The organism is Bradyrhizobium sp. P3_C3 (assembly GCF_056402655.1).
In genome coordinates this window covers 1-12,997 of the sequence record NZ_JBFUGY010000025.1, presented here as the reverse complement: position 1 = coordinate 12,997, position 12,997 = coordinate 1, and the positions used below count along the sequence as shown (strand labels likewise).

Genomic DNA, 12,997 nt, shown 5'->3' with positions numbered 1-12,997 from the left:
TAGAAATTACGGTGTCGGAGTCGAATGGGTGCCGGCTTGACGTGCATCCAGACAAGCCTTAATTGGCGGCGACGGCGGCAGGCGGACTAGACCCCAGCGTCTCAGTAAACGGCCCGATAACCGCAAATCTCCATCATCGGCCCGACTAGCGCATAATCATCATCACGAACTCACACAGAGCCGTCGCTGACCTCAACCCGGCGACGGCCGTTTTGTTGGTTGCACTGATGGACTATCGAGCTTTCACGAACGACAGTCTCACGATGATGTACGAGAGCATTCGGGGGGCTCTCGCGTCGGACGACGCTCAGAAGGCTGCCGGTGAACAGCCTCGCTTCAAGGTTCGTGAAACATCAGATTGGAAGGCGCACGCGGCAAATCTAGAAACCGAAATGCTGCGACGAGGCATGTTCTTCGAGATCATCGATTGGTCCGAAGATCAGGCACAACTGCCCCTCTAAAGGCGCGTCCTGGATTTTTGCAGTGCATCCTGTTCGATAGCGCCCCAAGTACCAATAGCCTTCTCACGAAATTGGCTACAATGTTCCTCGCGCCACTGCAACTGGTAGGCCGGCTATTCGAGGACCGGTCCATGAAGGACATGACAACGCAATTAGAGAAGCTGCGAGTGGATGCGGCGGAATGCGCTTTGATCCGGGACCTTGCTACGGACCCCAAGAAGCGCGAGCTTTTCGCTCGCTTGGCTGACCATCTTCAAGTGCTCGCGGCCGAAGTGGAGAGCGCCGTTGGCGCAGGTCGAAACCCGAACGCACCCGACGGCGCGAAATAGATCCCATTAGCATCATCTCACCCCAGCCTTATCAGAGCGAGGACGGCGCAAGCGAGCCTGCACCAGCGTGTTACTTAGGAGCATTCTTCGTAGGGGCTTTGGCGAAAACAAGCATGCTTTCCGGCATATTTCCTCCCCTTTGGGTTGCCCGCTCCCTTGGCCGGACCATTTAGACGAAGCAGCTTCGATCATTTCTCGAACGCCCGCGATTTCGCACCGGGCAAGCCTCGGATCTGTGCGGCGTTCGGGATGCCGACTGCCGACGCGTTGCGGGTCGGATACATCAACAAAGTTCTTCCGCCCATCCCCGCTAACAGCAGACATCCTCAGAAGCAGTCGGCAGGTCTGAAAAGGAGCCACAAGCAGACATCGGCACCGGATCGATCACCTCGTTCGCGCTCAGTAGGAACGATCCGAGCGTCGTTGACGACGTAAAGTGCGTCAGCGCGACCATTGAGCGATGAGCGGCACCACATGCCGCCGCGGCGGTGAGGCCCCGCTCGGCCCGCGGGTGCGGCAACTCCTGCCAACCACTCAACGGAAATTTACTGGTGCGCTCGTTCGGCGGCGGCGGTCGCGGTGCCCATGTATTTCGATTGGAAATGAGCAACCCGCTCGCGCCACATTCCGACGAACGCCTCCGACGTCAGCTTCTCTACCGATTTCCACGCCTCTTTGACGGCTGGAAGCGTATTGCCCCAGATCGCGCGCCTGCACCATTTTTCGCCCTTCTCCCTACCTTCGCTGGTGGCGCACATCGATTTCCAGGCGATGCGATTGGGTTGACTGAGGTGCTCCGCGGCGCCTTCCCAGCCCTGCTGATGGATCAAGTAAAGATCGTTCAAGTCCGACTTCCTGTGCGTCACCCACTCGAACAGAATGCCTTCGGTGATGACCTTGTAGGCTGCCGCAACGGCATTATCGCGGGGATTAAGAATGTCTCCGGAGCCGAACTTTCTGAACTCGTATTTGCTCAGCTGGAACAGCCCGATATACGACCCGGTGCGTTGCTTGGGGTCGAAACCGGACTCGACCTTGGCCACCGCCTTCATGAAAGTGAAATCCAGACCGAAAGCGTCGGACGCGCGCTTGATCTCTTCCACCGGCGTTCCGACCGGGATGTCCTTGAACGAACGCAAGACGATCGCCGCCGGCTTCTCGGCAGGCGGCAGTTCGGACCAGACATAACAAATGAGATACCGGAAATCCTGCGGCCCCTTGCTGGAGGCACCGCCGGGTGCATCGCACATTGTCGGCGCCGGTTGGGCGACATAACGGTGACCCAAGTCCACCGATTCCTGCACAGGCGGTAAATCGGCCGACGGCATCTGCGACGGATCGGGCAACGCGGCCACGACGATCGAGTCCGGCTTATCTGATGCCGCCGTCGTGTCGGTGGTCATCCCTGCCGCGGATTCATCGGCCGTCGCCACTTCGGCGTTCGCGACAGCGGCGTTCGCGACAACGGTGTTAGCGACAACGGTGTTAGCGACAACGGCGTTGTCCATTGCGATTGCCTGCGGTTCATCCGCGAGCCTGGCGTTGGCGGCGAAAGATGCTGCGCGGTCCTCGATTGGCACTGCGCGGGTGTTCTCGGTGCCGGCCGAACCGAAGCCAGCCAGCCAGCCAGTGATCCACCCCGCGAGAACGACCGTTCCGCAAAAGGTCGGCGCCACTATCGTAAATCGCCGCGGGTTCATGATGCTGTCGCCTCCATAGGCTCCGCCGGAGCCGTGTAGAAAAGCCAAGCATGCGAAGAGCCTCATTCTTGGGATCAATGTGCGTTGCGCAATGGCGGAAACGGCCGCTCGTCGATATTTCCAAAGCATGTTGCCCGATTGCAACGCGTCGACCGCAAGCCATTGTGCCCGCCTCAACGGCAACTCGCACTGTAATCGTGAGTACGGTCCCATTTTCGACCCACTGCGACCAGATTTGGAGGAGAGGCTTGATGCGCTGTCAGGATGACGCATCAGGCGTCGGCTTCGCGCATCGTCTCGAAAAGAGGAATTGCGCCTATTGGGACCGGGCGATGCTCGTTAAGAAATTACCAGCAATGCGGCGCACGATAGCAACTGCTGTATTCGCCATTTCCATGCTCCCTCCGGGGATCGCACACGCTCAATTTCTGTTTGGACCCCAACACACGTTCTGGCGAAGCCAATACGCTCCGTACAAGCACAAGCACCACCACCGGCAGAGAAACTCTGAAACGCCAAAGAGCGCTCGGCCGGAGCCCCTTCCGAAGGGCCCGCTCCAGATCATCATCTCGATAGCAGACCAACGGGTCTCGCTTTTTGACAACGGGGTGCTGATTGCACGCTCTTCGGTGTCCACGGGAATGGAGGGGCATCCGACGCCCCTCGGTGTGTTCAGCGTCATCAGCAAACAACGATGGCACCGTTCAAATATTTATAGCGCCGCCCCCATGCCCTACATGCAACGCATCACCTGGTCAGGGATAGCGTTGCACGCCGGTGTCGTGCCTGGGCATCCAGCGTCACACGGCTGCATCCGTTTGAACAACGATTTCGCCGTTCGACTCTGGCACCTCACGAAGCGCGGCACGCGCGTGATCATTGCGCATGGTGATGTCCAGCCGGTCGAGATAACCAATCCGCATCTATTTCAACCGAAAGCCGCGTCCGGTTCGTCCGAACTCCAGAGTGCCACCGTCGCAACCAAGAGCATCGGTGCAGCCGCGGCAACGCAGGGAACACTGGTGTCAAACGCCGAGACTCCAGAAGCCGCCAATCTCCAGGTGCCGGGCTCGGCTCCCGCCGCAAGCGCGCCTAAAAAGATTGTCCCGATCTCCATCTTCGTCAGTCGTAAGTTGAGCAAGCTGTTCGTGCGTCAGGGCTTCACGCCCTTGTTTGATGTCCCGGTCAAGATCGAAAATCCGGAGGAGCCGCTGGGAACGCACGTGTTTACCGCAATGGAATTCCAGAAGGAGGGAACGGCTATGCGCTGGAGCGTCGTGTCGATTCCAGAGGAATTGCCCCGTAGATCCGAGGCTGCCACAAAAGGGCGAGAAGCGCCCGCGAAGCAACCCGTGTCGGGACCGTTACCCGACAAAGCCAACGCTGCGCTCAACCGCATCGAAATGCCACAGGATACGGTTGAGAAGATCTCTGAACTCCTGACGCCGGCCTCTTCGTTGATTGTTTCCGACTACGGAATTAGCCACGAGACGGGAAAAGATACGGATTTTATCGTGGTAACGCATTGATGCAGCGACGCGACCCGCCAACAAGGCGACGCTGCTGCGCAACCGCTGAATTGTTCGACCGCAATTCTGCTGCAACTTGATGTCCGCACCTAAGCCAAAGGGGCGCGAGGTGCGTTCTGAGTCACGCGATTTCCGCAAATGGGCCGGCAACCAGCTTGGCGGATAGCCTCAAACACTGATCTGGCTGCCGATACGCGTGTCGTTTGGTGCAGAGTCGGGACTATGGGAACAAGAGCGCCGGCCTGGGTGACCAAGCGTCCACAGGCAAGACCTTTACCGCCTCGCCCCCACGCGATTGACTCCACCATTCATATTGCCACCAGCGTTGTGACGGACCGCAGCGCGCGCCACCGGGCGAGGCCTGAGTACGACGCCCGCCCGGGCAACACAACCAGCTGGGTACTCAGTGTATTGACAGTAGACCACTGCACTGGCGGGCGCTGGATTGAGCGTGAGACCGGCAAGGCCCAGGAGGGCGCTAGCAGCAATCCCGCTAACAGTCGCTGACTTGATCGAAAGACGCTTCTTGGAATGCATGGTGCGGGTCTTCCTTTTTCGTGCCTGCGCAACAGATGCACGGACGCCATCTCCGGTGCGGCTGCACGCAGCGTGTCCGCCAAAGGAGCGCCGGCGTTGACATAGATCAACCGAGTGTTTGCCTAGCGACGCGGGGAACCTCACAGGACGCGAGTGCAGCGCACACGTGTCGGTGCAGCTCCTGCGGCTCAGGCGGTAGGGGTGGGCTTACGCGCCGAGCCGGTGCTGCTGAGCTCGAGGGTAACGAGCCTCGCCAGAAGGGTCGCCGGATAAAGCTGACCGATCACGCTCTCGATGTTGCAGAGACTTCGTGCCAAGGGATGTACCGGAACGATGTCTCCATACCCGGTTGATGTAAGTGTGACAAAGCTCATGTAAAAAAGCGATGCGGCGACCGAATGATCGTCCTCGAAAGCTATTCCCTTGATTGCGTCGGGAGCCGCCAGCCCTACAAACAGGAACAGCGTTGCAAAGGCCACCGCAATTAAAAGGTACAGAAGGATCGCTCCGATAATTCGGTGATATGTAACGAGACCTCGCCTGAATACGGCCTGAAGCACGACAACACCTAACGTGCAGGCGATGACCAGCCATGCGCCGGCCAAAATGTGAAGGTGGTACGGTACTGGGTAGTAAATGCGCAGGAAGAATACGGCGACGTTGAAAACGAGCGCGAGCGACATCAGAACGAGAGCAGTCGGATTGTTGGAGATGATCACCATGCTGACGATGATCGCTAGCAACAGGCCATCCGCAAACAGGTGAAAGGCGGTAATGCCCATTGCTTGTAGCGGGGCGAAGACAAAAATCAGTAATGCCAGCACTCCCGTGAGCACCGAGAGCAGCCAGTCAATGCGTTCTCCGCGCAAACGGCGCAGCTCGCTTACGGGCGTCTTCATCGATGTTCCTAAGGCCTGGCGCTGACCGCAGCGCTGCACCTTTGTACAATTCAGGACGAAAGTTCAGTCGCGTTGACCTAGATCAAGGGAACGGGAGCAAGCCCAGGCGCGCTCAGTGAATGGGTTAGTGGCCTGCCGCAGCCTGTTTGAGCGGCTCGATCAGCTCGTGCGCTGAGAACGGCTTAGTTAGAAATGCGACGCATCCGGACCGCAGTGCGGCCTCGCGAACGGAAGGAATCTAATTGCCGGTGATGAAAATGACGGGGACCGCAACGCCGTTGGCTTTGAGTTGATGCCGGAGGTCGATCCCCGACCCCCCGTTGAGGTTGATGTCCAAGATGATGCAGAGTGCGTTGGCGATGTCGGCGTGCTGCTCCAGCTCTTCGGCAGACGAGAAGAGGATTGGTTTGAAGCCATGCTGGCATAGCAGCCGATTGAGGGCTCGCAGCATTCCGGGATCGTCATCGACCACCAAAACAGGGTCGCTTCTACCCATTGGATTGCGCTCCGATGACAAGCGGGAGCGCACCGGCTCTCTCAGTCACCGATGGTAGCCGCTGGCGACCCAGTGATGACGAGAACCAATAGGCATTCGGGAGTCTGACACAAGTGTCCCATAGGCCAATAACTTGAAAAATGGTTGAGAATTGGCCTAGGCCATAGGTCCGCTATTAGGCTTATCGCCAATGACACCGACTCGTTCAGCAACCGCCACAAGTTCAGCCAAGGTCCGAACCTGCATTTTCTCCATGACCTGCTGGCGGTGGGCCTTGATGGTGCGTTCGGTCGTACCCAAGATGCTGCCGATCTGCTTATTGGTCTTACCGGCAACGATGAGTTCAAATACTTGCCGCTCCCTCGGCGTTAGTTTGGCGATGAGGGCGCGAACAACATCCAGCCTGGACTGTTGCTCGCGGAAGCCTCGGTGGCGTGCGAACGCCCGTTCAATTGCAGTAAGAAGGCCGTCGGACGTTACCGGCTTTGTCAGGAAATCCTCCGCGCCCTCCTTTAGGGCGCGCACCGTGAGCGGAATATCGACATGACCGCTGACGAATATGATCGGCAGCGTCGAACCGAGTTCGTTTAATCGCTTTTGCAGTGCTGGACCGTCGATGCCAGGTATCCGTACGTCGAGGAGGATGCAGCTCGGAACACTGTCGCTCGGCAGTCGGTCCAGCAACGCCTGTGCTGACGCATAGACCGCGACCTCATAACCGGCGTGCTTCAAATGACGCTCCATCGCCGTCAGAAAGGACGGATCGTCGTCAACAATATGCACAAGCCCCTGCACCGGTCCCCTTTCGTTGCAAAGAGGGTACCGGGCAATTCAAAGTGTGTAAGTATCGTTTAACGCTCATTTGGGGCATGGCTGATCTGTCAGTCCGAACGCGACTATGCAGTTTGTGCCAACCCGATGCCTCGCTGACTGCCGTCCCGTCGCCTGACGTGATGACAATGACCCGGCGATGCTGCCGGCAACCTTGCCCAGACCGGAGTTACAGGCTGTGTACCCCAGCGGCTGGCCTCCGTTGCGTTTGGGTCCCGCATTCGCGCAATTCAGCACTGGGGTCCTCTGAGGGGCGTGTGTATGTGGGGGGACCGCGCGACGGCATCGTTTGAAGACATTAGCATTTTTGGTTTTCCGAGTTGCGTTTCGGAGACGATTTGCCCGGTGTTTCGCGCGCTGACCTCATGAGAACCGCAATGTCGTACTTCGAAATTGCGAAGCTGTTCGGATCGACCGGCGCGGCGAGCGGGGCTCGATCAGCCGCCGCATGAGCCATTTCGCGGAATTGCTGCCGCTCAAGGCGCAGCGCCGCCCGCAAGCCCGCTTGGAAAAACCGTTCGCGCTGGGATGGGTTGAGCCGCGCCCAGCCCCGCATCGTTGCCTCGAACAGATCACGCGGCATCTCGCGGCCTTTCAAAAACGAGAATTCAGCAAATGAAACTCAAAAATCGAGAATTGCAAAGATGCTGATCGTTGACGACCGGCGGCACTGGTGGAGGAAATCCGGCCGGGGGCGCGACAGTCCGCGCCAGCGTGTCATCACCGAGACAGTCATGCCATTACGTCGCTCACCGGGGCAAAGCAGACATCCGCCGCAAGGCCGGGTCGTCCGATCTTGACCCCAAGCGGTCGTTTGATTTGAATCAACACAAACTAACTGGCATCTCCTTTCTTGCTTGCCTGATGGGGCAGTCAGAGCACAAGAGATTCAAGCTCACGCCTGCGGTTCGTCGCGCGATGATCGCGACCAATGACCAGAAAGTGTTCGCACTTATGGGCCGAACGGCAGCGCTTGGAAGAGCGAGCGCAATGGCGTCTCGCCGCGCGTGCTCTGGAAACTCCTCGCGAACGAACTGATCGAGGACGAGCCACAGACGGCCGTCACGACGGCTGCATCCACAACCATCCGCACGCGCCTGAGTAAGGTTGGGCTGATCATTTTGAAAGCGAGCTTAGACGGGAAAGCATGAGGCGGCCAAAGATCATAGGCCAACGTCCTCAATCTAGTAAGTAACGCACGGAGGGACCCCCCGGACGATCAACGGCCATCCGGCGTATGTTGGCACTCACCATCGCACCGGCCACGGCTCACGCGATCATGTGTCCTCTGCCGGACGCTGGCGAACGCGCTGTAGGTACTGCGCCAGTGCCGTAGCGGAGAATGGCTTGGTGAGAAACGCGAGGCAGCCGGATCGATGCGCTGCCTCGCGAAGGACGGGTTGGTCGTTTCCCGTCATGAAGATGATAGGCACCGAGACGTTTGCCGCCTTGAGACGGTGAGCGACCTCGATGCCGGAAACCTCGCCGATATTGATGTCCAGCAGGATGCAGGCGGCTTTGTCAAAATCGTCGTGCTTGGTGAAAGTTTCCGCCGAGGGAAACAATAAACTGGTATAGCCGAGGGACCGCAGCAGTCGCCCCAAGCTTTGCAATAGCGTGACGTCGTCATCAACGACGTAAACACAGTTTCCCTGCGACATGCGTTTGCTCCATTTTCATGGTTCCCGCCACAGACGTACTTTTTCCTCGGTGTGCCAACGTCCAAATGGACCATCAGTTTCGATTCCGACGGCTTGGAACTCTTTGCACGCCGCGCGGTCGCTTTTGGCCATTACGCTGTGCCTGACAGCCGCCTCAGTTGGCGGCCTCTTTCATGTTCGGGGGTAAAACTGGGATGTCGCTCATTTGCCCAAGGGGGACCTGCTGAAGGCCAGCCCGAATGTCCGCTTCTTGCCGTGAGACCTTGGCCGCGTCGCCGCCTCCGTTGTGCCCGTCTCGTCATCCACGCAATCTGTAGCGGCTTGCCTGGCCCGCGCGGCCCGCACGCGGTCCAAAGGACAGGAGCCTTGTGATCCCTAGCAGCCGCAGCACGGCTCACAGCGCCGGTTTTGCCTATTAATCGTTTGGTCGAGCCGCTACGGTATTCGGACTGCGGACTTCGGAGTAGGACGGGAATGCTTTTCTGGACTGCTGCTCTATCTTGGCGATCTTTTTGCGCGCGGACCCTCATCGCTGTGCTGGCCGTCGCATTATTGCTGGCGATGCAGGGCCAAAGTCAGGCGGCTGATCCAGAACCCAAGCGGGTAATGATGCTGCATTCATTCGGTCTTCGCTTTAGGCCGTGGACTGATTATTCCGAAGCCCTTCGCGCCGAGTTAAGCCGACGGGCATCCATTGAGTTTCAAGATCACTCGCTATTGAATGCCCGGCGAAGCAGCGACAAATCAGACGCTCCATTCGTCGAGTATCTTCGCACTCTTAATATTGACCAGTCGCCCGATCTGATCATCGCCATCGGCGCGCCTGCGGCCAATTTCGTGCAGGCCCACCGCAAAGACCTCTTTCCAACGACGCCCATGCTGTACACTCTGGTAGAGCGACGCCGCGTGGACTTCGATAAATTGACCAAGTACGATACTGTCGTGGCGATCACGAACGACGATCCTGTTTTCTTTGAAAATATCCTGCACGTCCTGCCTCAAACAACGACCATCGCCATCGTTGTCGGTGCTTCGCCGAGCGAAACCTGGTGGCGCAACGAGGTCGCCAAGTCCACTGCGCGGTTCGCGGATCGTGTGCGATTTCGATGGTACAATGAACTTTCCTTTGAAGAGATGCTCAAGGATGCGGCCAACCTTCCGCCACACAGTGCGATTTTCTGGATTGGGTTGAATGTCGATGCGGCGGGAGTGGCGCATGAGGGTAACAGTGCGTTCGCCCGGTTTTACCGGACAGCCAACGCACCCATCTTTTTTCACGACGAAGCCTTTTTTGGAGAGGGCATCGTTGGTGGGCCAATGCAGATCGTCGCCAGACAAAGCAAGCAGGCGGCGGAAGTCGCGCTCCGCATCCTTGACGGCGAAAATGTTGCCGACATCAAGCCGACGTTTGTTCAACTGGCCGCGCCTATGTTCGACTGGCGGCAAATGCAGCGGTGGGGAATTGCCGAGAGCAATCTGCCGCCCGGCAGCACCGTCTATTTCCGAGAACCAACCGTCTGGGAACGGTATTGGTGGCAAGTCGCACTCACAGCCACGATTATTCTATCGCAAACCGCGCTGATCGCCGGTCTGCTGCGCGAACATCGTCGGCGTCAACTTGCCGAAGTGCAGTCGCGGCAGCGCATGACGGAACTGGCGCATGTCAACCGCTTCTCAACGGCTGGCGAATTGACCGCGTCAATTGCCCACGAAATCAACCAGCCGCTCGGCTCTATTCTCACCAATACCGAGACGGCGCAGGCGATCTTGAAGTCTCCAAATCCGGACATCGACGAAGTAAACGAAATCCTTGATGACATTCTAAGGGACGACAACCGCGCCACCGAAGTCATCCGGAGAATGCGCAGCATTCTGAAAAAGGCACCGTTTGAGCAGAAGCAATTTGACCTCAACGAAGTCGTGCGTGAGACGATCAGTTTTTTTTCAGCGCTGGCGGTTGGCCGGAAATTCCAATTAGTCAGCGCGATCACGCCGGATGCGCTTCCGGTTCTCGGCGACCGCATTCAAATTCAACAGGTGATCTTGAACCTTGTCGTGAACGGGATCGACGCGATGAAGGATACGCCAATCGAAGACCGCATCATCAACATCCGGACTTCGCGCGTCGAAAAGTTTGCCGATCTATCCGTGTCTGATCGCGGCCATGGCATTCCCGAAGACAAACTGAAAGAGATCTTCGAGCCGTTCTACACCAGCAAGGCGGAAGGCATGGGTATGGGGTTGTCCATCGCGCGCACCATCGTGGAAGCGCACAATGGCCAGTTATCGGCGAAAAATCGGGATCACGGCGGCGCGTCGTTTAGGATCAGGCTTCCTCTTGTCTGATGCTCACCAAAGGGTGAATAGGACCACGACCACCACAGCCACGCTGAGAACGATGGTGGCGTATCCGATATAGCATGCTTGCGCCGCTAGTTTGTCAAAAAGCACTACGGCCCCAGTCGGAGGAGAATGACTGGGGCCGTCGGGGCTAGAGTTTAGTACCGCGCTGGTACCTCCGATCATGGCTCAATGACCGAGCCACGACAATTGTCTCGGGGGACATTGTCCTGAGGTACAAGCGACATCGAGACCGTGGTCATCATCGCCATAATGCGGCAAGCGCGGCGCCGGAAGTCAGGCCGAAGTTGCATGGGAACCGGATTATCCGCGCCTGTGGCCGGTGACCCATGGTCGAGCCTGACCACACTGCGAGGCTGGGATAGACGGACGCCAGCACATGACGGCTCGCGTGATGAAGATCAGCAAACGTCGTGAGTATCGCCGCAAGGTGTAGGCCAAGGCCATCGCGATGAAGGGTGGCCGGTGCGAGCAGTGCGGCTTCGAAGATGAACGGGCATTGTGCTTCCGTCACATCAGACCTGTGCGACGTGGCCGCAACGGACTGCGCAAGCAGGCTCAGTCATCGACCAAGTCGCATCTCGCTGTTGTTCGCGGTGAGGGCAAGGGCGTTCTCCTGCTGTGCGCGAACTGCTCCTGCATCGACACGGCGCGAGACTGGACGTTGAGCGTCAACATCAAGCGGACCGCGAAGCGCGCGTGACAGTCGGTGCGAGTGGATGGGTGCGCGCTCAAGTCCAAATTTGGACCGGTTCGCCGTTGGGGTCCTCTGAGGCGGGTGAGTTTGTGGGGGGACCGCAGAACCCCACGTCTCGATCGTATCTAACCCGGGTGTTATCCAGATTGCGTTGCGGAAGGGTTTTTTGGGGCGCGCCGACTTCATGAGCAGCGCAATGTCGGTCTTCGAAATTGCGAAGCTGGCCGGATCGACCGGCGCGGCGAGCGGGGGTTCGATCAGCCGCCGCATGAGCCAAGCGCGGAATTCCTGCCGCTCAAGCCGCAGCGCCGCCTTCAGGCCCGCTTGGAAAAACCGCTGGCGCTGCTGCGGGTTGAGGCGCGCCCATCCCTGCATCGTGGCTTCGAACAGATCAGTGCGCCGCATCTCGCGAGCCTTTGAAAAGCAGATGCGGCAAACAAACATCGAAAAACGAAAAACGCAAATATGCTGAAGGGGCGCGGTCACGCGGTCCCGGCACCAATACCCCTTATCGGAAGGACCCTAACGACCTGGGGAGGGTCCGCCTTCTCTCGATGCTCCCCGCCAACGTCATCTCGACGCGGCGGCGCATGGGTGCCGAGAACACGGCGTTGGCGCGCGCGTCACGTCGCGTGGGCCACGCCACAATCAGCCCAAGCGTTGATCTAACGCAAGCACCTCCAAACTGGGTTCCGATCCCATGGATCCTATCTGCTCGCCTACATCGAGAGGAGAACGCAAATGAAGTGGATCATCCTGTTGTGGACGTCCTTCGTTTCTGTCTTGATCGCGATTTATGCCTATGCCTGGCGCGACATGCTCAAGACCAAGCGGGTTGTGCGACCGTACATCGACGACATTCCGTTTCGGCCTAATCGCTATCGTCAGAGCGACTGACTTAAAGCGAACCAACCGGGCGCGGACAGGCGATCGATCGCGGAGGGCAACCAACGGAGCATGGCTGATGATGGATAAAATCCAACGCGCCATTCTAGAAAATCAAGTCATCCTTGCCGAAGCGCTGTGGATGCTCCTGCATTCGCAAGGTATCAGTTCGGACGCAACGCTTCAGAACGTCTCCGCCCGCATCAAGGCTACGCGGAAGCTGCTCGAAGAACACAGCGAGGAGAACCCTTAGCGCGGCGTCGCCTCATCACCCGTCGAGCGCGGCAGCACGTCACCGCAACGGCGACAGGCGGCCCACGGCACCGCCAAGGCCCGGCAGAAGGCCGTACAGTGCGCCGCCAGCGCCGGGCCATAGGACGGACACCGGGAGGGGCAACAGTGCACAGACCCCTCGTTGATCTACGTCAACGTTAGCGATCCTTTAGCGCTCACGCTATGTTCAGCCGCACCTGAGGCGGCTCCCGTCACCTTTCAGTGACGCAAGCGCGAAGAGGGAGGTCCAACATGCATCCGGAGAAGCGTCTTTCGATCAAGTCAGCGACTGTTGCCGGGATTGCTGCTAGCGCCCTGTTGGGGCTTGCAGGTGTCAC

Annotated in this window: 14 protein-coding genes; 6 read left to right on the top strand and 8 right to left on the bottom strand. The window is 58.5% G+C overall.

Annotated features, from left to right (window positions below):
• Positions 1 to 227 precede the first annotated feature (227 nt).
• Positions 228 to 461, top strand: a complete 234-nt coding sequence (locus AC1DW2_RS25765) for a hypothetical protein (RefSeq protein WP_063981921.1) — start codon at positions 228 to 230, stop codon at positions 459 to 461.
• Positions 462 to 592: 131 nt separating this feature from the next.
• Positions 593 to 790 carry a hypothetical protein gene (locus tag AC1DW2_RS25760; protein WP_063986200.1) on the top strand — a complete coding sequence of 66 codons (198 nt, stop codon included), beginning with the start codon at positions 593 to 595 and terminating at the stop codon, positions 788 to 790.
• A gap of 545 nt (positions 791 to 1,335) precedes the next feature.
• Here AC1DW2_RS25760 and AC1DW2_RS25755 read toward each other — a convergent pair.
• Complete coding sequence (locus AC1DW2_RS25755; RefSeq protein ID WP_245328591.1) at positions 1,336 to 2,490, bottom strand: lysozyme family protein; 1,155 nt, start codon at positions 2,488 to 2,490, stop codon at positions 1,336 to 1,338.
• Positions 2,491 to 2,741: 251 nt separating this feature from the next.
• On the opposite strand from AC1DW2_RS25755, the gene AC1DW2_RS25750 reads away from it, so the two are divergent.
• Positions 2,742 to 4,019, top strand: a complete 1,278-nt coding sequence (locus AC1DW2_RS25750) for a L,D-transpeptidase (protein ID WP_244623479.1) — start codon at positions 2,742 to 2,744, stop codon at positions 4,017 to 4,019.
• Positions 4,020 to 4,292: 273 nt separating this feature from the next.
• On the opposite strand, the gene AC1DW2_RS25745 is transcribed toward AC1DW2_RS25750, so the two are convergent.
• The 6 genes from AC1DW2_RS25745 to AC1DW2_RS25720 form a co-directional block, all read right to left on the bottom strand.
• Entirely contained in the window at positions 4,293 to 4,556 is a 264-nt protein-coding gene (locus AC1DW2_RS25745) for a hypothetical protein (RefSeq protein WP_084795033.1), read from the bottom strand.
• A gap of 188 nt (positions 4,557 to 4,744) precedes the next feature.
• Positions 4,745 to 5,455, bottom strand: a complete 711-nt coding sequence (locus AC1DW2_RS25740) for a potassium channel family protein (RefSeq protein ID WP_135217039.1) — start codon at positions 5,453 to 5,455, stop codon at positions 4,745 to 4,747.
• Between the two features lie 238 nt (positions 5,456 to 5,693).
• The gene (locus tag AC1DW2_RS25735) at positions 5,694 to 5,951 is read right to left on the bottom strand and encodes a response regulator (protein WP_354102877.1); all 258 of its coding nucleotides are present in this window, start codon (positions 5,949 to 5,951) and stop codon (positions 5,694 to 5,696) included.
• A gap of 156 nt (positions 5,952 to 6,107) precedes the next feature.
• On the bottom strand, positions 6,108 to 6,746 hold the full coding sequence (locus tag AC1DW2_RS25730) for a response regulator transcription factor (RefSeq protein WP_063981920.1): 639 nt from the start codon (positions 6,744 to 6,746) through the stop codon (positions 6,108 to 6,110).
• 334 nt (positions 6,747 to 7,080) lie between these two features.
• The gene (locus AC1DW2_RS25725; RefSeq protein WP_135217041.1) at positions 7,081 to 7,365 is read right to left on the bottom strand and encodes a hypothetical protein; all 285 of its coding nucleotides are present in this window, start codon (positions 7,363 to 7,365) and stop codon (positions 7,081 to 7,083) included.
• A gap of 694 nt (positions 7,366 to 8,059) precedes the next feature.
• Positions 8,060 to 8,443 (bottom strand): response regulator transcription factor, encoded by a 384-nt coding sequence (locus AC1DW2_RS25720; protein WP_063981918.1) that lies wholly within the window; start codon positions 8,441 to 8,443, stop codon positions 8,060 to 8,062.
• A 474-nt stretch (positions 8,444 to 8,917) separates the two neighbouring features.
• Between AC1DW2_RS25720 and AC1DW2_RS25715 the strand changes: the two genes are divergently transcribed.
• Positions 8,918 to 10,789 carry a sensor histidine kinase gene (locus AC1DW2_RS25715; protein ID WP_135217043.1) on the top strand — a complete coding sequence of 624 codons (1,872 nt, stop codon included), beginning with the start codon at positions 8,918 to 8,920 and terminating at the stop codon, positions 10,787 to 10,789.
• Between the two features lie 577 nt (positions 10,790 to 11,366).
• On the opposite strand, the gene AC1DW2_RS25710 is transcribed toward AC1DW2_RS25715, so the two are convergent.
• On the bottom strand, positions 11,367 to 11,987 hold the full coding sequence (locus AC1DW2_RS25710) for a hypothetical protein (protein WP_135217044.1): 621 nt from the start codon (positions 11,985 to 11,987) through the stop codon (positions 11,367 to 11,369).
• Between the two features lie 255 nt (positions 11,988 to 12,242).
• Here AC1DW2_RS25710 and AC1DW2_RS25705 point away from each other — a divergent pair, with 255 nt between their 5' ends.
• Positions 12,243 to 12,398, top strand: coding sequence for a hypothetical protein (locus tag AC1DW2_RS25705; RefSeq protein WP_167768323.1), 156 nt, complete (start codon positions 12,243 to 12,245; stop codon positions 12,396 to 12,398).
• Positions 12,399 to 12,465: 67 nt separating this feature from the next.
• Positions 12,466 to 12,639: a hypothetical protein gene (locus AC1DW2_RS25700; protein ID WP_167768324.1), complete on the top strand. Its 174-nt coding sequence runs from the start codon at positions 12,466 to 12,468 to the stop codon at positions 12,637 to 12,639.
• Positions 12,640 to 12,997 lie beyond the last annotated feature (358 nt).